The 23,772-nt window shown below is 72.1% G+C and carries 15 protein-coding genes and 1 pseudogene; 12 read left to right on the top strand and 4 right to left on the bottom strand.

Annotation, left to right across the window (positions count from 1 at the left end):
• Window positions 1–30: 30 nt before the first annotated feature.
• From OHA65_RS04370 to OHA65_RS04325, 10 genes and pseudogenes are all read left to right on the top strand, one after another.
• Complete coding sequence (locus OHA65_RS04370) at window positions 31–1,500, top strand: aldehyde dehydrogenase family protein (protein WP_329312662.1); 1,470 nt, start codon at window positions 31–33, stop codon at window positions 1,498–1,500.
• A gap of 28 nt (window positions 1,501–1,528) precedes the next feature.
• Window positions 1,529–2,611 carry a glycine betaine/L-proline ABC transporter ATP-binding protein gene (locus OHA65_RS04365; protein ID WP_327281746.1) on the top strand — a complete coding sequence of 361 codons (1,083 nt, stop codon included), beginning with the start codon at window positions 1,529–1,531 and terminating at the stop codon, window positions 2,609–2,611.
• Entirely contained in the window at window positions 2,611–4,590 is a 1,980-nt protein-coding gene (locus tag OHA65_RS04360) for an ABC transporter permease (RefSeq protein ID WP_405761245.1), read from the top strand. Before OHA65_RS04365 ends, OHA65_RS04360 begins: the two co-directional genes overlap by 1 nt.
• A 22-nt stretch (window positions 4,591–4,612) precedes the next feature.
• On the top strand, window positions 4,613–5,650 hold the full coding sequence (locus tag OHA65_RS04355; protein ID WP_327281744.1) for an ABC transporter substrate-binding protein: 1,038 nt from the start codon (window positions 4,613–4,615) through the stop codon (window positions 5,648–5,650).
• Between the two features lie 248 nt (window positions 5,651–5,898).
• Window positions 5,899–8,373: an FAD-dependent oxidoreductase gene (locus OHA65_RS04350; RefSeq protein ID WP_405761242.1), complete on the top strand. Its 2,475-nt coding sequence runs from the start codon at window positions 5,899–5,901 to the stop codon at window positions 8,371–8,373.
• Window positions 8,370–9,602, top strand: a complete 1,233-nt coding sequence (locus OHA65_RS04345; RefSeq protein ID WP_327281742.1) for a sarcosine oxidase subunit beta family protein — start codon at window positions 8,370–8,372, stop codon at window positions 9,600–9,602. Before OHA65_RS04350 ends, OHA65_RS04345 begins: the two co-directional genes overlap by 4 nt.
• A gap of 12 nt (window positions 9,603–9,614) precedes the next feature.
• Window positions 9,615–12,733: pseudogene (locus OHA65_RS04340) on the top strand (sarcosine oxidase subunit delta family protein).
• Window positions 12,726–13,352 carry a sarcosine oxidase subunit gamma gene (locus OHA65_RS04335; RefSeq protein WP_405761240.1) on the top strand — a complete coding sequence of 209 codons (627 nt, stop codon included), beginning with the start codon at window positions 12,726–12,728 and terminating at the stop codon, window positions 13,350–13,352. The pseudogene OHA65_RS04340 and the gene OHA65_RS04335 overlap by 8 nt, the downstream one beginning before the upstream one ends.
• Before the next feature lie 221 nt (window positions 13,353–13,573).
• Window positions 13,574–14,275 carry an NPP1 family protein gene (locus OHA65_RS04330; protein WP_371646752.1) on the top strand — a complete coding sequence of 234 codons (702 nt, stop codon included), beginning with the start codon at window positions 13,574–13,576 and terminating at the stop codon, window positions 14,273–14,275.
• A gap of 95 nt (window positions 14,276–14,370) precedes the next feature.
• Complete coding sequence (locus OHA65_RS04325; RefSeq protein ID WP_405761237.1) at window positions 14,371–16,620, top strand: SpoIIE family protein phosphatase; 2,250 nt, start codon at window positions 14,371–14,373, stop codon at window positions 16,618–16,620.
• Between the two features lie 423 nt (window positions 16,621–17,043).
• Here OHA65_RS04325 and OHA65_RS04320 read toward each other — a convergent pair whose 3' ends face one another.
• The 3 genes from OHA65_RS04320 to OHA65_RS04310 form a co-directional block, all read right to left on the bottom strand.
• The gene (locus OHA65_RS04320; RefSeq protein ID WP_327281739.1) at window positions 17,044–17,775 is read right to left on the bottom strand and encodes a hypothetical protein; all 732 of its coding nucleotides are present in this window, start codon (window positions 17,773–17,775) and stop codon (window positions 17,044–17,046) included.
• A gap of 138 nt (window positions 17,776–17,913) precedes the next feature.
• Window positions 17,914–19,359, bottom strand: coding sequence for a glyceraldehyde-3-phosphate dehydrogenase (locus OHA65_RS04315; RefSeq protein ID WP_327281738.1), 1,446 nt, complete (start codon window positions 19,357–19,359; stop codon window positions 17,914–17,916).
• A gap of 158 nt (window positions 19,360–19,517) precedes the next feature.
• Window positions 19,518–20,339, bottom strand: a complete 822-nt coding sequence (locus tag OHA65_RS04310) for a helix-turn-helix transcriptional regulator (protein ID WP_405763366.1) — start codon at window positions 20,337–20,339, stop codon at window positions 19,518–19,520.
• A gap of 140 nt (window positions 20,340–20,479) precedes the next feature.
• On the opposite strand from OHA65_RS04310, the gene OHA65_RS04305 reads away from it, so the two are divergent.
• Window positions 20,480–21,931, top strand: coding sequence for an MFS transporter (locus tag OHA65_RS04305; RefSeq protein WP_405761234.1), 1,452 nt, complete (start codon window positions 20,480–20,482; stop codon window positions 21,929–21,931).
• 210 nt (window positions 21,932–22,141) lie between these two features.
• The gene (locus tag OHA65_RS04300; RefSeq protein WP_327281736.1) at window positions 22,142–23,131 is read left to right on the top strand and encodes an alpha/beta hydrolase; all 990 of its coding nucleotides are present in this window, start codon (window positions 22,142–22,144) and stop codon (window positions 23,129–23,131) included.
• Window positions 23,132–23,154: 23 nt separating this feature from the next.
• On the opposite strand, the gene OHA65_RS04295 is transcribed toward OHA65_RS04300, so the two are convergent.
• Window positions 23,155–23,472 carry a hypothetical protein gene (locus OHA65_RS04295; protein WP_327281735.1) on the bottom strand — a complete coding sequence of 106 codons (318 nt, stop codon included), beginning with the start codon at window positions 23,470–23,472 and terminating at the stop codon, window positions 23,155–23,157.
• Between the last annotated feature and the right edge of the window lie 300 nt (window positions 23,473–23,772).

The following is a 23,772-nucleotide window of genomic DNA, read 5'->3' as shown; positions in this document are numbered from 1 at the left end:
CCGGTGTTACCCGTATGGAGGGCTCCGCGCGTGGCAGATCTGTACGTCGGCGGGAAGTGGCGCGAAGCGGTGGCGGGCGGCCGTCGGGACATTCACTGCCCGGCCGACGGCACCCTCGTGCGTACCGTGTCCGAAGGCACGCGCGCCGACACCGAAGCCGCGATCGCCGCTGCGCGCAACGCCTTCGACGAAGGGCCGTGGCCGCGCACACCGGAACGGGAGCGCGGCGCGCTCCTGCTGCGCACCGCCGCGGTGATCGAGCGCGGGGCGAAGGAGTTCGCCCACGCCGAATCCCTCGACACCGGCAAGCGCCTGGTGGAGAGCGAGTACGACATCGCCGACGTGGTGGCGTGCCTGCGCCACTTCGGCGGGATCGCGGGCACCAGCGCCGGCAGGGTCGTCGACACCGGCCGCGAGGACGCCGTGAGCCGGGTCGTGTACGAACCGGTCGGGGTGTGCGGCCTCATCACCCCGTGGAACTACCCCCTGCTCCAGGCCGCCTGGAAGGTCGCGCCCGCCCTCGTCGCCGGCAACACCCTCGTCCTCAAGCCCAGCGAGCTCACCCCGTCCACCTCGGTCCTGCTGATGCGCGCGCTGGAGGAGGCCGGACTGCCCGCCGGAGCGGCCAACCTGGTCCTGGGAGCGGGGCCCGAGGCCGGCGCGCCGCTCGCCGAACACCCGGGCGTGGACATGGTCTCGTTCACCGGAGGCCTGGAGACGGGCCGGCGGGTCATGGCCGCCGCCGCGGCCGGAGTGAAGAGGGTCGCCCTCGAACTGGGCGGCAAGAACCCCAACGTGGTCTTCGCCGACGCCGACTTCGAGGCGGCCGTGGACCTCGCCCTGACCGCCGTCTTCCTGCACTCCGGACAGGTCTGCTCGGCCGGCGCCCGCCTGATCGTCGAGGACCCGCTGCACGACGCCTTCGTCGACGAGCTCGTGCGCCGCGCCCGTGCCATCCGACTGGGCGGCCCCTTCGACCCGGCCGCCGAGACCGGGCCGCTGATCTCCGCCGGACACCGGGCCAAGGTCGAGGAGTACGTCGCCGCCGGTCTCGCGCAGGGCGCCGTACTGCGCTGCGGCGGCCGGCGCCCCGAGGACCCCGCGCTCGCCGGCGGCTTCTACTACCCGCCGACCGTGCTCGACGACTGCCGCCCTCACATGCGCGTCGTACGGGAGGAGTCCTTCGGCCCCGTGCTCACCGTGGAGCGGTTCTCGGGCGAGGACGACGCCGTACGGACCGCCAACGACACGGAGTACGGGCTCGCCGGGGCGGTGTGGACCCAGGACGCGGGCAAGGCGCAGCGCGTCGCCCGGCGGCTGCGGCACGGCACGGTCTGGATCAACGACTACCACCCCTACGTCCCCCAGGCGGAGTGGGGCGGCTTCGGGCACTCGGGCGTCGGCCGCGAGCTGGGCCCGACGGGCCTGGACGAGTACCGCGAACCGAAGCACATCTGGCAGAACATCCAGCCCAGGGCGCAGCACTGGTTCCGCGGCTGAGCCGCTGCCATCCGAAGAGAGGCCGACAGTGACCGCAACGAAGACAGAACCGCCGTCGCAGCGGGGCGCGCCCGGGGACGGGACCCCGGTGATCTCCGTCCGCGGCCTGTGGAAGGTCTTCGGGCCGAAGCCCGCGCGGGTGCCGGACTCGCCCGAGCTGTGCGCCCTCTCCCGCCGCGAGCTGATGGAGCGCACCGGCTGCACCGCGGCCGTGCGGGACGTGGGCTTCGACGTGTCGCCCGGCGAGGTCTTCGTGGTCATGGGCCTGTCCGGTTCCGGGAAGTCGACGCTCGTGCGGTGTCTGACCCGGTTGATCGAGCCGACGGCGGGCGAACTCCTCTTCGAGGGCGAGGACATCCGCGGCGCCGACCGCAAGAGGCTGCGCGAGCTGCGGCGGCACAAGTTCGCGATGGTCTTCCAGCACTTCGGGTTGCTGCCGCACCGCCGGGTCCTGGACAACGTCGCCTACGGCCTGGAGATCCGCGGCGCCGGCCGGGCCGAGCGGACCCGGCGGGCCATGGAGGTGATCGAGCTCGTCGGCCTCGCCGGGTACGAGCACTCCCACCCCGACCAGCTCTCCGGTGGCATGCAGCAGCGCGTCGGGCTCGCCCGCGCCCTCGCCGGGGACCCGGACGTGCTCCTGTTCGACGAGCCGTTCTCCGCACTCGACCCGCTGATCCGCCGGGACATGCAGAACGAGGTCGTGCGGCTGCACCGGGAGGTCGGCAAGACGATGGTGTTCGTCACCCACGACCTGTCCGAGGCGCTGAAGCTGGGCGACCGCATCCTCATCATGCGCGACGGCCGCACGGTCCAGTGCGGTACGGGCGACGAGCTGGTCGGGGCGCCAGCCGACGACTACGTCCGGGACTTCGTCGCGGACGTGCCGCGCTCGCAGGTGCTCACCCTGCGCTGGATCATGCGTCCGGCCCGCCCGGACGACGCGCTCGACGGCCCGGAGTTCGGTCCCGACATCGTTGTCCGCGAGGCGACGCGGGCCGTCCTCGCGGCGGACCGGCCCGTGAAGGTCGTGGAGAACGGGCGGCTGCTGGGCGTCGTCGGCGACGCGGAGGTCCTCGCGGTCGTCGCCGGCCCGGAGGGCGGTGCGTGATGGCCGTCCCGGCAGCGGTGACCGCGCGGAGGGCTCCGGTGCGCGGCGGGCGCGCGGTGGTCGCGGCCGCGGTCCTCGTCGGGTGGCTCGTCCTGTGGGCGGCGCTGCGCGGCGTCCACACGCTTCCCCTCGGCACGGCCGAACTGACGCCGCTCCACCGGCGGTTCAACGAGATCAACGACGCCGTCGGCGCCGGCCGCAACAGCAACCCGGTCTTCCTCTACGTCTTCAACGAGATCCGGCTGGTCATCGACACCCTCGTCACCTTCCTCCAGGGGCTCTTCGCCCAGCCGTCCTACGGCCGCCCGGTCCCCCTGGTCGGCTGGCTGGGCGTCGTCGCCCTCGTCGGATACGCGTCGTGGGTGTTCGGGAACGTACGGGTGGCGGCGCTGGCCGTCGCCGGGTTCGTCCTCTTCGGCCTCCAGGGACTGTGGCGCGAGAGCATGGACACGCTGGCCCTGACCCTGGCGGCCGTCCTCGTCTCCCTGCTCATCGGCATTCCGCTCGGCGTCTGGGCCGGGCTGTCCGACCGGGTGTACCGGCTGGCGACCCCGGTGCTGGACTTCATGCAGACGATGCCGACCTTCGTCTACCTGGCCCCGCTGACGCTGTTCTTCCTCATCGGCCCCGCCTCCGCCACGATCGCCACGCTGATCTTCGCGACGCCGCCCGCCGTGCGCATCACCGCCCACGCGATCCGCTCCGTACCGGCCGCCACGGTCGAGGCGGCGCAGTCCCTCGGCGCGACGCGCGGCCAGACGCTCGCCACCGTACTGCTGCCGCTGTCGAAGCGGACCGTCGTGCTGGGCGTGAACCAGACCATCATGGCCGCGCTCTCCATGGTCACCATCGCCGCGCTCATCGACGCCCCCGGGCTGGGCAAGACCGTGGTCAAGGCACTGGAGACGCTCGACGTGGGCACGGCGTTCAACGCCGGGCTCGCCATCGTCGTCCTGGCCGTCCTGCTCGACCGGGTGACCACCGCGGCGAGCGAGGAGGACGCGCGGCGGCGCGGGGGCCGCCGGGATCGCCGGCGCCGCCCCCTGGTCCTCGCCGGCGCCGTGCTCACCGGCGGGTGCGTCTGGCTCTCCCACACCTACGTATGGGCGGCGCAGTTCCCCGCCGACTCCGGTGTCGGCGCGGCGATCGCGCGTACGGCGGACTCCGCCACCGCGTGGGCGCAGGGCGGCTTCGCCGGTGTGACGGGCGCGGTGCGCGACCTGGTCACGACCCTGCTGCTCAACCCCTTCGAGGCGCTGCTGACCGACTCCCCCTGGTGGCTGGTCGGCGCGGTCGTGGTGGCCCTGGGCGCACTGACGGGCGGCCCGCGGGTGGCGGCCACCGCGGCGGCGTGCGTGGCGCTGATCGTCGGCACCGGCCTGTGGCGGGACAGCATGACGACGCTGGCCTCCAGCCTGGTCGCCACGGTCATCGTCCTGGCGCTCGGTGTCGTGGTGGGCGTGTGGATGGGGCGCAGCGCCCTGGCCGACCGGCTCGTCCGCCCCGTTCTCGACGCGGGGCAGACGATGCCGGCGTTCGTCTACCTGGTGCCGTTCCTGGCGCTGTTCGGGGCGAGCCGGTTCACGGCGATCGTGGCGGCGATCGTCTACGCGGCCCCGGTGACCGTGAAGATCATCGCCGACGGGGTGCGGGGCGTGCCGCAGGACACGGTGGAGGCGGCGGTTTCGGCCGGATCGGGCACCTGGCAGATCATCACGAAGGTTCAGCTCCCGATGGCCCGCGGTGCCCTCGCGCTCGCCACGAACCAGGGGCTGGTCTACGTCCTGTCCATGGTCGTGGTCGGGGGGCTGGTCGGGGCGGGCGCCCTCGGCTACGACGTCGTGGCGGGTTTCTCTCAGGGCCAGTTGTACGGCAAGGGGCTGGCCGCGGGCCTGGCCATCGTGCTGCTCGGGGTCATGTTCGACCGGATCACCCAGGCGGCGGCGCACCGGGCGGCGAACGCCCCCGGCGGGCGCTGAGGCGGAAGAAGGGGCAGGACACATGGCAGGAATCGGCAATACAGGACCGCACCCGCAGCGGCAGCCGCACCCGCAGCGGTGGCGCCCGGCCGGGTTGGCCGCGCTGGCCGGTCTGTCGGCGCTGGCCCTCGCCCTCGGCGGGTGCAGCGGCGCGAAGGTGGGGGAGGCGGGCGCCGGGTCCTCGGGCGGTGGCGCCGGCGCGGGGAAGTGCGGCTCCTTCAACCTCGCCGTCAACCCGTGGGTCGGGTACGAGGCCAATGCGGCGGTCATCGCGTACGTCGCGAAGAAGGACCTCGGCTGCGAGGTGACCAAGAAGGACCTCAAGGAAGAGGTCGCCTGGCAGGGGTTCGGCACGGGCGAGGTCGACGCGATCGTCGAGAACTGGGGCCACGCGGACCTGAAGAAGAAGTACGTCGAACAGCAAAAGACGGCCGTCGCAGCCGGGGAGACCGGCAACAAGGGGGTCATCGGCTGGTACGTCCCGCCGTGGCTGGCGCAGAAGTACCCGGACATCACCAAGTGGCAGAACCTCAACAAGTACGCGGACCAACTCAAGACCTCTGAGTCCGGCGACAAGGGCCAACTGCTCGACGGGGACCCGTCGTTCGTCACCAATGACGGGGCGCTGGTGAAGAACCTGAACCTCGACTTCAAGGTGGTGTACTCGGGCAGCGAGGCCGCGCTGATCCAGGCCTTCCGCCAGGCCGAGGCCAAGAAGACGCCCGTCATCGGCTACTTCTACGAACCACAGTGGCTCTTCTCCGAGTTGAAGCTCGTCAAGGTGGAGCTGCCGGAGTACAAGGCGGGCTGCGACGACGACCCGGAGAAGGTCGCCTGCGACTACCCCGTGTACGCCCTGGACAAGATCGTCAGCAAGAAGTTCGCGGATGCCGACGGTCCGGCCTACCGGCTCGTGAAGAACTTCAACTGGTCGAACGAGGACCAGAACCTCGTGGCGAAGTACATCGCGCAGGACAAGATGTCGCCGGAGGACGCCGCCGCGAAATGGGTGGGGGCCAACCGTGCGAAGGTCGACGCCTGGCTCGGGAAGAAGGGCTGATCCGGCCCCCGTTCCCGCGCGCCGCACCGTGCCCGGAAGGCTGCTCCGGCAGCCCTCCGGGCACGGCTGTTCCCGCCCTGCGCACAGGGGAGTTGCGGGGCCGATCGCCGCTCTTGACACCACCCTGGGCGGGCGGCACTGTGAGTTGCGCAACCTGCATCATGTTGCGCTGACGGCAACTGTTCGACAACTGCCCGGCGACTGTACGGAAACTGCAACTCGACTTCTTTCGAATCGGAGGGGCGGAGATGGCGGGACCGCGCGTGGTCATCATCGGAGCGGGCGTCGTGGGCGCGGCGCTGGCGGACGAACTGTCCCTGCGCGGCTGGACCGGGATCACCGTGGTCGACCAGGGCCCCCTCCCCGTCACCGGCGGCTCCTCCTCCCACGCCCCGGGCCTCGTGTTCCAGGCGAACCCCTCGAAGACCATGACCGAACTGGCCCGCTACACCGTCGAGAAGCTCGCCACCCTCGACGTCGACGGGCAGCCCTGCTTCCTCCCGATCGGCGGACTCGAACTCGCCACCACCCCCGAACGCCTCACCGACCTGCACCGCCGCCACGGCTGGCTCACTTCCTGGGGCGTCGAGGGCCGGCTCGTGGGCCCGGACGAATGCGCGGCCCTGCACCCGCTCGTCGACCGCGACCGCGTCCTCGGCGGACTGCTGGTCCCCACCGACGGCCTGGCCAAGTCGGTGCTCGCCGTCGAGGCGCAGCTCCGGGACGCCCGTGCCCGCGGCGTACGCGTCCTCGACCGCCACCAGGTCCTGGACGTCCGTACCGAAACCGATGACACCACCGGAGCCGACCGCGTCACCGCCGTCGTCACGGACCACGGCGAGATCCCCGCTGACATCGTCGTGTGCTGCGCCGGCATCTGGGGCCCCAAGGTCGCCCGCATGGCGGGCACGAGCCTGCCGCTGACCCCGCTCGCCCACCAGCTGGCATGGACCGGCCCCGTCCCCGCACTCGCCGGGCGGACCGAGGAGGCCGTCCACCCCGTCCTGCGCCACCAGGACGCCGACCTCTACTACCGCGAGTGCTTCGACCGGCTCGGCATCGGCTCCTACGGCCACCGCCCCATGCCGGTCTCCGCCGACGACATCGCCCCGCCGGACTCCTCCCCCCGGATGCCGTCCGTACTGCCGTTCACGGCCGAAGACTTCGCCGACGCCTGGACCGAGACCCGGTCCCTGCTGCCCGCCACCCGCGACACCAAGATCGAGGAGGGGATCAACGGGCTGTTCTCCTTCACCACCGACGGGATGCCCCTGCTCGGCGAATCATCCGAGGTCAAGGGCTTCTGGGTCGCCGAGGCCGTCTGGGTCACCCACTCCGCCGGAGTCGGCCGAGCCATGGCCGAATGGCTCGTGGACGGCCACTGCTCCTCCTTCGACCTGCACGGCTGCGACGTCAACCGGTTCGAACAGCACCAGCTCGCCCCCGCGTACGTCCTCGCCCGCGACTGCCGCAACTTCGTCGAGGTCTACGACATCCTCCACCCGCTCCAGCCGGCCGGTGCGCCGCGTCCGCTGCGCACCAGCCCGTTCCACGTCCGCCAGCGGGAGCTCGACGCCTTCTTCCTGGAGGCCGCCGGCTGGGAACGGCCCCAGTGGTACGAGGCCAACGCGCCCCTGCTGGACCGGTGGGACGTCCCGGCACCCGACGACTGGGCCGCCCGGATCTGGTCGCCGATCGTCGGCGCCGAGGCCCTCGCCACCCGGGAGGGTGTCGCCCTGTACGACATGACGGCCCTGAAACGGCTGGAGGTGTCCGGCCGCGGAGCCGCGGCCTTCCTCCAGCGCCTGACCACCTCCGACGTCGACAAGTCCGTCGGCTCGGTCACGTACACGCTGATGCTGGACGAGAACGGCGGCATCCGCAGCGACATCACGGTGGCCCGGCTCGCCCGCCACCGCTTCCAGATCGGCGCCAACGGCAACCTCGACCTCGACTGGCTCACCCGCCACCTCCCCGACGACGGCTCCGTGACCGTACGGGACATCACCGCGGGCACCTGCTGCATCGGCCTGTGGGGGCCGAAGGCGCGCGAGGTGCTCCAGCCGCTCGCCGACGCCGACTTCTCGAACGAGGGCCTGCGCTACTTCCGGGCCCGCAGCGCCCACGTCGGCGCCGTCCCCGTCACCGCCCTGCGCCTGAGCTACGTCGGCGAGCTCGGCTGGGAGCTGTACACCACCGCCGACACGGGGCTGAAACTGTGGGACACCCTCTGGGAGGCCGCGCAACCGTACGGCGGCATCGCGGCCGGCCGGGGCGCCTTCAACAGCCTGCGCCTGGAAAAGGGCTACCGGGCCTTCGGCACCGACATGAGCCACGAACACGACCCGTACGAGGCCGGCCTCGGCTTCGCCGTGAACCCGGGCAAGGGCGATTTCATCGGCCGGGCCGCACTGGAGCGGCGCGCGGCGGACGTTCGGCGGCGCCTCACCTGCCTGACCATCGACGACCCGGCCGACGTCGTCATGGGCAAGGAGCCCGTGTACGACGGGGACCGACCGGTCGGCCACGTCACCAGCGCCGCGTACGGATACACCATCGGCAAGTGCATCGCCTACGCCTGGCTGCCCGCGGAACTCGCCACACCGGGCCGCGCCCTGCGCATCGGCTACTTCGACCGGCGCATCGCGGCGGTCGTCGCCGCCGAGCCGCTGTTCGACCCGGGGATGCGCCGACTGCGCGGCCTGCCCGGAGCCGCCCGATGAGCCCGCGGACCCCGGGGGCCGGACTGCCCGAGCACCCCGCACGGCTGTGGCGCACCCCCCAGCCCGAGCGCGGCTACGAGGTGCTCATCGTGGGCGGCGGCGGACACGGCCTGGCCACCGCCCACTACCTCGCGAAGAACCACGGCATCACCGACGTCGCCGTCCTCGAACGCGGCTGGCTCGGCGGCGGCAACATGGCCCGCAACACCACCATCATCCGCTCCAACTACCTGTGGGACGAGAGCGCCGGGATCTACGAGCACGCCCTCAGACTGTGGGAAGGACTGGAAGAAGACCTCGACTACCCGCTCCTGTTCTCCCAGCGCGGCGTACTGAACCTGGCCCACACCCTCCAGGACGTACGCGACGGCGTGCGCCGCGTCGAGGCCAACCGGCTGAACGGCGTGGACGCCGAATGGCTCGACCCCGCGCAGGTCAAGGAGGTCTGCCCGATCGTCGACACCTCACCGGACGTGCGGTACCCGGTGATGGGCGCCACCCACCAGCCGCGGGCGGGCATCGCCAAGCACGACCACGTCGCCTGGGGCCTCGCGCGCGCCGCCGACGCCGCCGGCATCGACCTGATCCAGAACTGCGAGGTCACCGGCATCGACGTACGGGACGGCAGGGTCACCGGCGTGCAGACCTCGCTCGGTCCGATCGCCGCCGGCCGCGTCGCCCTCTGCGCGGCAGGCCACTCCTCCGTACTCGCCGCGATGGCCGGCTTCGAACTCCCCCTCCAGAGCCACCCGCTGCAAGCATTGGTCTCCGAACTGCTGGAACCCGTGCACCCGACCGTCGTGATGTCCAACGCGGTGCACGTGTACGTCAGCCAGGCCCACAAGGGCGAACTGGTCATGGGCGCCGGCATCGACGCGTACAACGCCTACACCCAACGCGGCGCGTTCCACATCATCGAACGCCAGATGGCGGCCGCCCTCGAACTCTTCCCGGTCTTCGCCCGCGCGCACGTCCTGCGCACCTGGGGCGGAATCGTCGACGTGAGCCCCGACGCCTCACCGATCACCGGGCTCACCCCCGTGTCGCACCTGTACGTCAACTGCGGCTGGGGCACCGGAGGTTTCAAGGCCACACCCGGCGTCGGCTGGGCCCTCGCGCACACCATCGCCCACGACGCCCCCCACCCGCTGGCCGCCCCCTTCACGCTCGAACGCTTCACCACCGGCGCGCTCGTCGACGAGCACGGCGCGGCCGCGGTGGCCCACTGAGGAGCCGAGACGATGCTGCTCATCCCCTGCCCCTGGTGCGGGCCACGTGACGAGGCCGAATTCCATTACGGAGGCCAGGCGCACGTGCCCTACCCCGCGGACCCCGCGGCCCTGAGCGACGGGGCGTGGGCCCGCTACCTCTTCTTCCGCGACAACCCCAAGGGCCCCTTCGCCGAACGCTGGCACCACGCCGACGGCTGCCGCCGCTGGTTCAACGCCGTCCGGGACACGGCGACCAACGAGATCCGGGCCGTCTACCGGAGCGGCGAGCCCAGGCCGGTGAACCCGTGACCGAACACCCCTACCGGCTGCCCGAACGGGGCCGCGTCCACCGCGACCAGCCGCTGCTCTTCCGCTTCGACGGCGTCGAGTACGAGGGCTACCGCGGCGACACCCTCGCCTCCGCGCTCCTCGCCCACGGCGTCCACCGGGCGGGCAGCAGCATCAGGCTCGGCCGCCCGCGCGGCATCTTCACGGCCGGAGTCGAGGAGCCGGGCGCCGTCGTACAGATCGAGGCGCCCTTCCCGGAGCCGATGCTGCCCGCCACCACCATCGAGCTGTACGAGGGGCTCGTCGCGAGCAGCCTCCCCGGCCAGGGCCGGCTCGCCACCACACCCGACCCCGCCCGCTACGACGCCGTGCACGCCCACTGCGACCTGCTGGTCGTCGGCGCGGGCCCCGCCGGTCTCGCAGCGGCGACCGCCGCCGCCCGCAGCGGCGCGCGCGTCGTCGTCGCCGACGACCGGCCCGAACCCGGCGGCAGCCTGCTCGGCACCGGCGAGCTGCCCGGATGGGTGGCCGCGGCGGCCGCGGAACTGCGAGTCGCTCCCGAGGTGCGCGTACTGCAGCGCACCACCGTCTTCGGCCACTACGACGACAACCACGTGCTCGCCGTGGAGCGCCGTACCCACCACCTCGGCGCGCTGGCCCCCGCGCACGTCTCCCGCGAACGGGTATGGCGGATCCGGGCGCGCCGGGTCGTGCTCGCGACCGGCGCCCACGAACGCTCCCTCGCCTTCGCCGACAACGACCGCCCCGGGGTGATGCTCGCCGGGGCCGCCCGTACGTACCTCCACCGGTTCGGCGTCGTACCGGGCCACCGCGCGGTCGTCTTCACCACGAACGACAGCGCCTACCCCGCCGCCCTCGACCTGGCCGCGGCCGGCGTGGCCGTCGCGGCGGTCGTCGACGCCCGACCCGAGCCGGGGCAGTGGGCGGTGCGCGCCGCCGAGGCCGGCATCGACGTGCTCGCCGGGCACGTGGTCACGGGCACCGCGGGCGCACCCCGGGTCTCCTCGGTGACCGTGTCCGGTCCCGGCGAAGGCTCCGCCGTCCGCCAGGCCCGCGCCGTCCGCGAGGTCCCGGCCGACGTCCTGCTCGTCTCCGGCGGCTGGAACCCGGTCGTCCACCTGTTCAGCCAGGCCGGCGGGCGCCTGCGGTACGACACCGCGCTCGGCACGTTCGTACCCGACGGCTGCCGACAGGCGGTGGAGGCCGCCGGAGCGGCACGAGGAGAGTACGACCTCTCCCGCTGCCTGGCCGACGGCCGGGCAGCGGCAGCCCGGGCACTCGAAGCCGAGGGCTTCGCCGTGCACGGGGCGCTCCCGCTCCCCGCCGTCGCCCGGCAGCCCCGCACCCCCGCCCGCCACCTGTGGGTGGTCCCCGGCGCGGACCCCGCCCGCTGCTTCGTCGACCTCCAGCGCGACGTCACCGTCGCCGACCTCGCCCGCGCGACCGGTGCGGGCCTGCGCTCGGCCGAGCACCTCAAGCGCTACACCACGGCCGGCACCGCGAACGACCAGGGCAAGACCTCCGGCGTGCTCACGAGCGGAGTCGTCGCACACCTGCTCGGCGTCGACATCGGCGAGCTGGGCACGACGACCTTCCGCGCCCCGTACGCACCGGTCTCCTTCGCGGCGCTCGCCGGCCGCGACCGGGGCCCGCTGCACGACCCCGTACGGGTGACCGTCCTGCACGAGCAGCACCTCGCGCACGGCGCCGAGTTCGAGGACGTCGGCCAGTGGAAACGGCCGCGGTACTACCCGCGGCCCGGCGAGGACATGGCGGCCGCGGTGCTGCGCGAGTGCCGGGCCGCCCGCGAGGGCGTGGCCTTCATGGACGCCTCCACCCTCGGCAAGATCGACGTGCAGGGGCCCGACGCCGGGGTCTTCCTGGACCGGCTCTACACCAACGTGATGAGCACGCTGAAGACCGGCATGTGCCGCTACGGAGTGATGTGCCGCCCCGACGGCATGGTCTTCGACGACGGCACCGCCATCCGCCTCGCCGACGACCGCTTCCTCGTCACCACCACGACCGGCGGCGCCGCCGCCGTACTGGACTGGATGGAGGAGTGGCTCCAGACCGAATGGCCCGAACTGCGCGTGCACTGCACCTCGGTCACCGAACAGTGGGCCACCGTCGCACTCGTCGGACCCCGCTCCCGGGACGTCCTGCGCGAGCTCGCCCCCCAACTCGCCGTGGAAGCAGCTGACTTCCCGTTCATGGCCTGGCGGGACACGGCCGTCGCCGCCGTCCCGGCCCGCGTGTGCCGGATCAGCTTCTCCGGCGAACTGGCCTACGAGATCAACGTACTGCCTTGGCAGGCGCCCGAGTTGTGGGAGGCGCTGTACGAGGCGGGCCGCCCCTTCGGCATCACCCCGTACGGCACCGAGACCATGCACGTCCTGCGCGCCGAGAAGGGCTATCCGATCGTCGGCCAGGACACCGACGGCACCGTGACCCCACAGGACCTCGGCATGGGCTGGATCGTCTCCCGCAAGAAGCCCGACTTCATAGGCAAACGCTCCCACGCCCGCACCGACACCGCCCGGCCCGACCGCAAGCACCTCGTCGGCCTGCTGCCGGACGACCCCGGCGTCCTGCTGCCCGAAGGCACCCAGCTGGTCGCCACCGCTGCGCTCCCCGAACCGCCGGTGCCGATGCTCGGCCACGTCACCTCCGCCTACCGCAGCGCGGCACTCGGCCGGACCTTCGCACTCGCCCTCGTCAAGGGCGGCCGGGACCGCATCGGCGACCGGCTGTACGCACCCGTGGGCGACGCCCTGGTCCCGGTCACCGTCGCGAGCACCCCGCTCTACGACCCCGAGGGGACACGTCGCGATGGCTGACACCACCGCCCGGCGCGACGGGCCGAGCCCCCTGTCGCGGTACGCCGAACGCTTCGCCGCCGCCACCCGAGCCTCGGGCGGAGCCCTGCGGCTCGCGGAACTCCCCTTCCTGGCCCAGGTCGACGTACGCCTCGACCCCAAGGGCCCGGCCTCCGACGCCGTCGGGCCCGCCCTCGGCTTCCCCCTGCCCCTGGAACCGAACACGCTCGCCCGCGGTGGCGAGTTCGCGGCGCTGTGGCTGGGCCCGGACGAATGGCTCGTCATCGGCCCGGCCGGTACCCGGACGCACCTCGAAGCCCGCCTGCGCGAGGCCGTCGGAGACCGGCACGCGGCCGTCGTCGACGTCTCCGCGCAGCGCACCACCCTGCTCGTCGGCGGGGCCCGGGCCGCCGAACTCCTCGCACACGGCTGCTCCCTCGACCTGCACCCCCGCTCCTTCGGAGCCGGGCGCTGCGCCCAGACCACACTGGCCCGGGCCCAGGTGGTGCTCGCGCGCGCAGAAGCCGGGCCCGGGTTCAGGGTCCTGGTGCGCTCCTCGTTCGCCGGCTACCTCGCCGAGTGGCTCCTCGACGCCGCATCGGAGTACACCTGGAATTCGCCTGACTCGAACCGGACTTGAACGTGGCCGGGCTAGGGTTCCCCCGGTTCCCGGCTCCCCGTGCCCGGAGCCACCCGTCAGGTCAAGGAGATGATGTGCGCAGCCTGCTGTCACCGACGAGGACGACGAACGAAGCCACCGCGGCCGGGGCTTCCCGGCCCCGGCTCCGGCCCCTGCCCCGGCCGTGGGCGGGGGTACGCCGGACCCTCACCACCGCGGGCCTCGGTGCGGCGGCGCTCGTGATGGTCCTTCCGGCCGTCGCCGTCGCCGACGTGATACCGGCCCTGCCGCAGAACGCGGACGGCCTCGAACAGACCTTCTCGCCCGCCTTCGACTACGACGGGGACGGCTGCTACGCCACCGCCGCGATCAGCAGCAGCGGAACCCTCAACCCCGGGCTCAAGCCCGGCGGAGCGGTGAACGGCCACTGCCGGGACTACGCGCAACTGCAGAACTCCAACACGTACTCCCGCGAGAAGTGCAACAACGGCTGGTGCGCGGTCATGTATGCCGGCTACTTCGAGAAGGACCAGGCCACGCTCGGCCCCCTGGCCATCGGGCACCGCCACGACTTCGAGCACGTGGTGGTCTGGATCAAGGACAACGAGGTCCAGTACGTGTCGACTTCGCAGCACAGCGGCTGGAAGTGGTACCCCCGCTCACAGGTCCGCTTCGACGGGACGCACGCCAAGGTCGTCTACCACAAGGACGGCGCCTCGACGCACTTCTACCGCCTCGCCAACGGCAACGACGAACCCGCCGAGAACCACACCGGCAACTGGTTCTACCCGCGCCTCGTCGGCTGGAACGGTTACCCGGCGAGCCTGCGCGACAAGCTGATGAACGCCGACTTCGGCTCCGCCACGATCAAGATCACCGACAGTCGCTTCAACGACGCCCTGAACGCCTCGAAGCCCCCGATCCCCTTCGACCCCTATGCGTAACGCTCGGTAGCCGCGCGTCGGACTTCGCCCGGCACGGGCTCGCCGGAGCGGGCGGATGCCGACGCGCGGGCGGGGTGTGGGGGGACCATGGACGGGTGCGAAACCTTCCAGGGCGGGACCAGGGGGCCGAGCAGCCCGGGCCGGCCGAGCACCCCGAGGCGGCCGAGCACCCCGAGGCGGCAGGTACTGCCGAAGGGGCCGGGCCCGCAGCGGAGGCCGACCAGCGGGCGCTCGGCGAGGCCCTGGTCACGGCCTGTGGGGCCGCGGGGGCGTCCATCGGCATGCTCTACCTGCCCGACGCCGCCCGGCGCGTCCTGCACCTGGCGATGACCGTCGGCCTGTCCCGCGAGTTCGCGCTGCCCTGGTCCCGCGTCGTTCTGGACGACGTCATCCCGGTGGCCGACGCCGTCCGCGACCGGCGGTTCGTCTGGCTGGGCGGCCAGGAGGAAACGGCCCGGCGCTACCCGCGCCTCGGCCTCGTCCTGCCGTACGACTTCGCCCTCGCCGCCGCCCCGCTCGTCCCCGACCCGGCCCCCGAGCCGGCGGGCCCCACCGGGGCCGGTCTCGTCCTCCTGTGGCCCGGCTCCCACGGGCCCCACCTGAACGACCGGGAGCGCGCCGCCGTGGACTCCGCGTGCGGCCGTCTCGCGAACTTCCTGCGCCGGGCCGCCGAGGCCGGCCACCCCGTCCGTCCGCCGGCGGACCCGGCCATGCTGCGACCGCCTCCCCCTCCCACGCCCGGACCGGTCGAGGCGGCCGCCGCCATGGCCTTCATCCGCCGGCTGCCCGGAGGCAACTGCGCACTCGATCTGAACGGCACGATCACCTTCATCACCCCCGAGGCGGCCGAGCTACTGGGCGCACCCGTCTCCCGGCTCCGCGGAGCCCTGCCCTGGGAAGCCCTCCCCTGGATGGACACCCCCGTCATCGAGGACCACTACCGGGCCGCCGCGATCAGCAGGCAGCCCCGCAGCTTCACCGCCGCGCCGCCGATCGGCCGGTACCTGCGCTTCGACCTCTACCCGGACGACACCGGGATCAGCGTCCGCATCAGCTCCGTCGCCGCCGACGAGCCCGTCCCGGCGCCCGCCACCCCGACGGGCGTCCCCCTGGAGCCCTCGCCCAGCCGGGCCACCGCCCTCTACCAGCTCATGCACCTGGCCGCAGCCCTCACGGAGGCCGTCCACGCCCGGGACGTCGTCGATCAGGCCGCCGACCTGCTCGTCCCCGCGATCGGAGCCCAGGCCCTGGCCCTCCTGGTGGCCGAGGAGCAGCGCCTGCGCATCGTCGGCTACCGCGGCTACACGGCCGAGCTCATGGCCCGCTACGACGGCATCCCCCTCGGCATCCACACGGCCAGCACCCACGGCCTGCGCACGGGCGAGCCGCTGTTCTTCGCGTCCGCGGGCGAGCTCGCAACCGCCTTCCCGGCCGTCGTGATCGGGGACGGCATGGCCGCGTGGGCGTTCCTGCCCCTCATCGCGTCCAGCCGGCCCATCGGCACCCTCATCCTGGCCTACGCCCGCCCCCACGCCTTCGCCCCCGGGGAACGGGCGATCCTGACCTCCCTCGCCGGACTCATCGCCCAGGCCCTGGACCGTGCCCGCCTCTACGACTCCACCCACCAGCTCGCCCACAGCCTGCAGACCGGCCTGCTGCCGCGCGTCCTGCCCGGTGTCCCGCACCTCGAAGTGGCCGCCAGGTACCTCCCGGCGGCGCACGGGCTCGACATCGGCGGCGACTTCTACGACCTGATCCGGATCGACGACACCACCGTCGCGGCCGCCATCGGCGACGTCCAGGGCCACAACGTGAACGCCGCCGCCCTCATGGGCCAGGTCCGCACGGCCGTCCACGCCACCGCCGGCGAGCCCCCGGCGGAGGTCCTCGCCCGCACCAACCGGCTCCTGACCGACCTCGAACCCGGACTGTTCACGAGCTGCGTGTACGCCCACATCGACCTCGCGGCCCGCACCGCCCACCTGGCCACGGCCGGCCACCCGCCGCCGCTGCTGCGCCACGCCGGCGGCCCGGCCGAGATGCTCCACCTGCCGCCCGGCCTGCTCCTCGGTATCGACCGGGACGCCTCGTACACGGCCGTCGAGATCCCGTTCGAGCCGGGCACCCTGCTGACGCTCTACACCGACGGGCTGGTCGAGGTCCCCGGTGACGACCTGGAGGAGGGCATCGCCGCCGTCGCCGCCCGCATCACCGCAACCCCCGACGGCCACCCGGTGAGGGCGCTGGCGGACGACCTCATCGACCACGCCCGCGCAGGCGCCCCCCGCACGGACGACATCGCCCTGCTCCTGCTGCGCTTCGCCCAGGAGGAGCGGCGGACGTGAGGAGCCGCGAACATGAGGAGCCGCGGACGTGACGGAGCCCGGGAGCATATCCAGCTCCCGGGCTCCAGTTTGCCACCCAATTGCGCACACCGGCGGCGTTTAAGAGTCGCGGATCATTCTGAGACCGACGTGTTCTGCCTTTGAACTACCGCGCCACGAGAGAGGCGCAGGGGGGACTTGAACCCCCATCCATCGATGATCGTCCGCGCTCGGTCGATCCGGCGTTCGGCGGCGAATGCTGAGACTGGAGCGAGAATCTGAGTTTTACGGGGCCGCCTCTGCCGGCTTGGGCCACCCCGGCACGTGGGCCGGGGGAGGGATTCGAACCCCCAATTGACACCCCTTGGTCAGCTTCAACATCAGTTTCAGCTTTTGCGCGCTGTGCGCGCACCCCCCCGCTCGCACAAGGGGGCGATCTTGAGGCTACCGGAACAGGTAGCCGAACACCGCGTCACCGACGCGCTGGTCGTCGACCTCGGCGCCGTTGGCCTCCTCGCGGGCGTACTTGACGGCCTGCTGGAGCTTCTCGACCCGGTCGAGGAGCTCGTTGACCCGGCGGGCCGGCAGGGCGCCGGAGAACTTCACCGTCGTCCAGTAGCCGACGGGCACGTCCTCGTAGTACACCTCGACCTGGGCCGGGTGCTTCTCCGTGGCCTCGGCCTTCACGTGGTTGCGCGGCACCTTCTTGGTGCGGATCGTGCGGACCGGGTCGGTCTTCCACGAGTCGGTCGAGGGGTCGAGGTTCCACGCCTCCGACGCGTCGAGGACCGGGAGCTTGCGGACGAACGTGTGGAGGTCGGTGAGCTGCTTCTCCAGGAACAGCAGGTACGGGACCGGTACCCGGGGCAGCAGGACGGTTCCGTCGACGACGACGTCCGCGGCCGCCGTGCGGTTCGCCCAGTCCTTCGTCGCCGTCACGTCGAACAGCCGCGTCAGCGTACCCGCCGTCGCGCGCAGCACGTCCTCCGCCTTGACCTGCACCCGCGTGGACTCGGGCGGCAGCTGCTCGCCCTCCTCGTCCTTGGGCTGGTACGTCCGCGAGATGCCGGCGAGCAACGCGGGCTTCTGGACGTCCTGATGGGCTTGGGTCAGTTCCTGGAGAGACTTGGACTTGACGCCCTTCTCCACTGCGATGATCTGATTCAACTTCGGCACACGAGGAACCTAACAGCACATCAGTGCGGTACACATCCGAGTTTTGCCGACGGCCTGCAACGGGAAAGCGCGCGGCCCGCCCCGCCGCCCGGGATGGGCGGTGGAACGGGCCGTGAGGGCGACGCGCCTACGACGGGATCAGACCGCCGGGGACGGGTACGTCGGGTACTCGACGCCGGAGACGTGCTGGACGACCCGGATGACCTGGCACGAGTAGCCGAACTCGTTGTCGTACCAGAGGTAGAGGATCGCGTTGTCGCCGTCGACCTTGGTGGCACCGGCGTCGACGATCGAGGCGTGGCGCGAGCCGACGAAGTCCATGGAGACGGCGTCGGGAGCCGTGGTGAAGTCGATCTGGCGCTTGAGCGGCGAGTTCAGCGAGACGTCGCGGAGGTAGTCGAGGACCTCGTCGCGAGTGGCCTCGCGGCCCAGCCGCAGGCTCAGGATGGCGATCGAGACGTCCGGGACGGGGACGCGGATCGAGCTGCCGGTGATCGGGGCCTTGAGGTCCGGCAGCGCCTTGGCGACGGCGGAGGCGGCACCGGTCTCGGTGATGACCATGTTGAGCGGCGCGGAGCGGCCTCGGCGGTCGGCCTTGTGGTAGTTGTCCAGCAGGTTCTGGTCGTTCGTGAACGAGTGGACGGTCTCGACGTGACCGCGCAGGACGCCGAACTCGTCGTCCATGGCCTTCAGCGGCGGGACGATCGCGTTGGTCGTGCAGGACGCGCAGGACAGGATCTGCTCGTCCGGCTTGATCGTGTCGTGGTTGACGCCGTGGACGATGTTCGGGACGTCGCCCTTGCCCGGGGCGGTCAGGACGACCTTGTCGATACCGGGGCGCAGGTGCTTGGAGAGGCCCTCGCGGTCGCGCCACTTGCCGGTGTTGTCGATGAGGATGGCGTCCTTGATGCCGTGCGCCGTGTAATCGACCTCGGACGGGTCGTTGGCGTAGATCACCTTGATCGAGTTGCCGTTGGCGACGATCGTGCTGTTCGCCTCGTCAACGGTGATCGTGCCGTTGAACTGGCCGTGGATCGAGTCGCGGCGCAGCAGCGAGGCGCGCTTGACGAGGTCCGCCTCACCTCCGCCGCGGACGACGATGGCGCGCAGGCGCAGCCCGTTGCCGGAGCCGGCCTTCTCGATCAGCAGGCGGGCGACGAGGCGGCCGATGCGGCCGAAGCCGTACAGCACGACGTCGCGGCCGGCGCCGCGCTCGATCTTGTTGGCACCCGTGGCGCCGGCGACGGCCTGGGCGGTGAAGTCCTCCACCGACAGGCCGCGGTCGTCGGCCTTGTAGGTGGTGGCCAGCATGCCGATGTCGATCTGGGACGGCCCCAGGTCCAGCGTGGTCAGGGCCTGCAGGAACGGCAGCGTCTCGGTGACGGAGAGTTCCCCGCCGGCTATCTGCCGGGCGAATCGGTGGGTCTTCAGGATGCTGACCACCGACTTGTTCACCAAGGAGCGGCTGTGGAGCAGGATCGTGACGTCCTGTTCCCGGTGCAGCTTCCCGATGATCGGGATCATCGACTCCGCGATCTCCTCGCGGTTCTTCCAGTTGGTGAACGAGTCGTCATTGACAGTCACAGGTTTATCTTTCGAGCTAGGCGGCGCTCACATGCTAACCCCACGCCACTTTGGCCGCTCAAGCGGGACCGTTGCGGTGCTATTTCATTGCGATATGCCCGAAATGCTCTCGTGTGATCCTCTGAGGAGGTTTCCTCGTGTCCGCGCAGGAGACGGGGTCAACCGGCGATCGGGTACATGGTCCCGCGCCGCCCTTCCGGGGACGTCAGCCACTCCAGCCGCTCCGCCGTGTCGGTGGACGGCACCGGAGTGTGCAGCACGATCGACAGGTCGGGCCGGGCCGGCACGCGCAGCTGGGTCGACTCGACGAACAAAGTGCCCACCACCGGGTGCTCCAGCTCCTTCTCCATCTGGCCGCCGGGCCGGATGTCCCGCTGGTCCCACAGCACGGCGAACTCCGGGCTGACCTCCCGCGCCTCCTCGATGACGGCCCTGAACCCCTCGTCGTCGGGCCACTCCGAGTACGCCGCCCGGTACTGGGCGACGACGCTGCAGGCGATCTGCTCCCAGTGCTTGGAACGGGCCCGGTAGATGGGGTCGGTGAAGAACGCGATCAGACAGTTCTGCACGATCTCCGGGCGCATGCCGAGGACCAGGGCGGCCGCGTCGTTGTACAGCACCGTGTTCCAGTACACGTCCATGATGTGCGCGGGGAACGGCATCCAGGCGTCGATCAGCCGCTTCAGGCCCTGGCACATATCCCGGTCGGCGGGCGCCACTTCGAGGGCGGGCGGATTGAGTCCGGCCAGGACGTACAGGTGCCGCCGCTCGGCGCTGGACAGCTTGAGGACCCGGCCCACCGAGTCGAGGACCTGCGGGGACACCGTGATGTCCCGGCCCTGTTCCAGCCACTGGTACCACGACACCCCGACGCCCGAGAGCACGGCGACCTCCTCCCGGCGCAGGCCCGGGGTGCGCCGGCGGGCTCCGCCGTCGGGCAGACCGGCCTGGGTGGGCGTGACCCGCGCCCGCCTGCTCATCAGGAACTCGCGCAGTTCCGAACGCCGGTGCTTGTCGATCGGTGTAGCCACGAACTCCCCCTGTCGGCTGCCTGGTGGTGCCACCAACAGGATAAGTTCCCACTCTCCACGGGCATTCCCCGGCCACCAGGGTGGTGGCCATGGCAATCGACACCCATACGACGACCACCACCTCGACGATGGCACCGGCACCGGACGGTGGATCCCGGAGCGCGCTCCCCGGGACCGACGGGCTCACCGGCCGGGCCAAGTTGGTCCTCTTCGTGCTCTGCGCCGCCCAGTTCATGGTGGCGCTCGACTTCTCCGTGCTGAACGTGGCCCTGCCGGTGCTCGGCAAGGACCTGGGCCTGAGCCGGTCGGCCCTCCAATGGGCGGTCACCGCCTTCGCCCTCCCCTCCGGGGGCTTCCTCCTCCTCTTCGGCCGCATCGCCGATCTGTACGGACGCAAGAAGACGTTCCTGGTCGGCCTCGGCCTCTTCGGAGCCGCCTCGCTGCTGGCCACCCTGGCCTGGGACCCGGCGTCGTTCCTGGCGGGGCGGGCCCTGCAGGGTCTCGGCGCGGCGGTGATCGTGCCGACCGGCATGTCCCTGCTGACCACCACGTTCCCCGAGGGTCCGCTGCGCGACAAGGCGGTCGGCATCTCCGGCACCCTGCTCTCCCTCGGCTTCACCACCGGCATGGTCCTCGGCGGAGTCATGACCGACACCCTCGGCTGGCGCTCCACGATGGGGCTGCTCTCGGTGACCGCAGTGATCGTGCTCGCCCTCGCCCCCGGTCTGCTGCCCGAGTCGCGGACCACCGACCGGCCGCGCCTGGACGTACCGGGCGCCATCACCGTCACCGGCGGCCTGCTCGCGCTGATCTACTCCCTCTCCACGGCGGCCCAGCGCGGGTTCGGTGGCGTGGACGTCCGGGGCACGCTCCTCGCCGGACTGCTCCTGCTCGTCGCCTTCGCCCTCGTGGAGTCCAGGACCCCGGCCCCGCTGGTCTCGCTGCCGATGCTGAAGCGCCGCACGATCGCCTGGGGCAACGTCGGCGGTCTGATCACCTTCTCGATGATGTCGACGGTCGTCTTCGTCCTGACCCTGTACCTCCAGGAGACGCTGGAGCTGTCCTCCTTCCGGACGGGTCTGGTCTTCGGCGTCCAGGGCATCGCCTCCGCCTTCGCCGGGTCGTACGCGCCGAAGGTCATCGGCCGCTTCGGGGCACGGGGCACGCTGATCGGCTCGCTGCTGGGCCAGGGCGTCTTCACCGCGGCGCTGCTGGCCGTGGGGCCCGAGTCCGGCGCGCTGGTGGCGACCCTCGCCGTCTCGGTGGCCAGCATGTGCCACCTCGGCGCGATCATCTCGTACGGGCTGACCGTCACGAGCGGGGTGCCCGACGCGGAGCAGGGGCTGGCCACCGGCCTGGTCACCACGACGCAGCAGGTCGGCCTGACCATCGGGATCCCGCTGCTCGGAGTGCTCGCCACCACTCAGGCATCGCTCCTCGGCGGGGTCCGCACGGTCCTGGCGATCGATGCGGCGATCGTGGTCGCGGCAGCGGTGCTGGTGGGCGTGGGCCTGGGCACGGGCGGTACGAAGAAGGCCTGACCGGGACGTGGATCGAGATCGGGACCGGGGACCGGTAGCGGGGGGCCACCCACCGCACACCGGTCCCCGTCCGGCGTCGTGGGGGCGTCCTCCGGTCGCGCCGGCGCCGTGCGGCGGTCCCGCGGATCGGGCCGCTCGTACCGGATGATCGGCCGGACACGGCCGGGCACGCGCGAGCCCCGCGAGCCCCACGAGCAACGGAGAGAGCGGATGCGACAGCGGACTGCCCTCCTGATCGCCGCCCTGGTCGCGACCGCACTGGCCGCGGTCCCCGGGTGCGCGAGCACGACGGCCCTCCGCGGCGCCCAGGCCGCGTCCGCCTCCGCGTCTGCCTCCGCCTCCGGGCCGGGTGGCCGGGCGCCGCGGGACTTCTCCGGCCGGATCGACATCGGCGGCGGCCGAAAGCTCTGGCTGAGCTGCAAGGGGAGCGGCAGCCCCACGGTCGTCCTGGAACCGGGGCTGCACGATTCGTCCGACACCTGGACCTTCACCGACACCCGGCCGCCCGTCCCGAAGTCACCGGCGGTGTTCCCGGGCGTCGCGGCCTTCGCCCGGGTGTGCACGTACGACCGGCCCGGAACCATCCGCTACACGAACCCGCCGGCGCTCACCACCCGCAGCACGCCCGTCACCGGCACGCGCTCCCTCACCGCCATGGCCTCGGACCTCGACGAGCTGCTGACCGCGGCGCACGTGCCCGGCCCGTACCTGCTCGTCGGCCACTCCTTCGGCGCAATGATCACCCGGCTGTACGCCCAGCAACACCCGGCCGACACCGCAGGCCTCGTCTTCGTCGACGCGTTCGGCACGAACGCGGAACCGTTCTTCGGCGCGCAGTGGCCCGCGTACCTGAAGTTGCTCAACGAACCCGGTACGCCCTTCGACGCGGATCCGGCATTCGAGAAGGTCGACGTCGACGGCGCGGCCGCCGCGGTGAAGGCGGCGAGGCCCCTGCCGAAGGTCCCGATGGCGGTGCTCAGCAAGACGGAGCCCTTCGCGGTCCCGGCGGGGAGCCCCGAGGCCGTCCTCGCGCCGCTTGAGCGCGCCTGGCCCGAAGTCCAGCAGGCCCTGGTCGAGCTGGGGAACCAGACCCCGCACCTCCTGGCCACCGGAAGCGACCACTACGTACAGCTGCACGACCCGGACCTGACGATCAGCGCGATCCGGCTGGTCGTCGGCCGGGCCCTCGCCGGACGGTGACCGTCCGGCCGCCGGTCACGGCCTCATACCCGCCTCCACCGGGGCGGGTTCACCGGGGAGAGGGGTTCGGGCGCGGGTTCCGGGCCGCGCAGGTGCAGGTCGCGGACCGTGGCGGCGGTCTCGCGTTCGAAGTGTTCCCAGGAGATCAGCCGCCGCCAGGCGGGGTCCGGCCGCCCCGGCACGGTGGCCCCGCGGGCCGCCCACTCCCGGGCGAGCTGCTCGAACAGCGGGGCGGCCGCGGCCGCGTGGGTCGCCTGCCGGGGGACGTAGAGGAGGCGGTCGCCGTCATCCGCAGCCCGGTGCCGCGCCGTGGTGGTGAGCGTGGAGCGCGTCGTCGTCATGCCCGGGCAAACGATTTCCTGGGCTGCGGGGACACGCACGGGCGGCTGCCCGGGTGAGCGGGTGACCGGAGGCGAGCGGATTCCCCGAGGTGAGCGCCGGGAAGCGCTGTGGCGTCGGCGGGCAGGCCTCCACGGGGGGCGCGTCCCGCCGCCGCGGCCGAGCAGCTCTGTCCCGGGCGCGGGGAAGGGCGGTCGAACGACCCCGAATCCGGACGACTGGCTGACACGCCGCGCTTGGTTGCGTTCTCGGCCGGAGTGGTCAATGTCCGCTCCCGCGGCGGGAGTTCGGCCGGATTTTTG

The organism is Streptomyces sp. NBC_00045, from assembly GCF_045041095.1.
Classification (GTDB): domain Bacteria; phylum Actinomycetota; class Actinomycetes; order Streptomycetales; family Streptomycetaceae; genus Streptomyces.
Note: the sequence above shows the minus strand (reverse complement) of the source record. Positions and strands in the feature narration are given on the sequence as shown.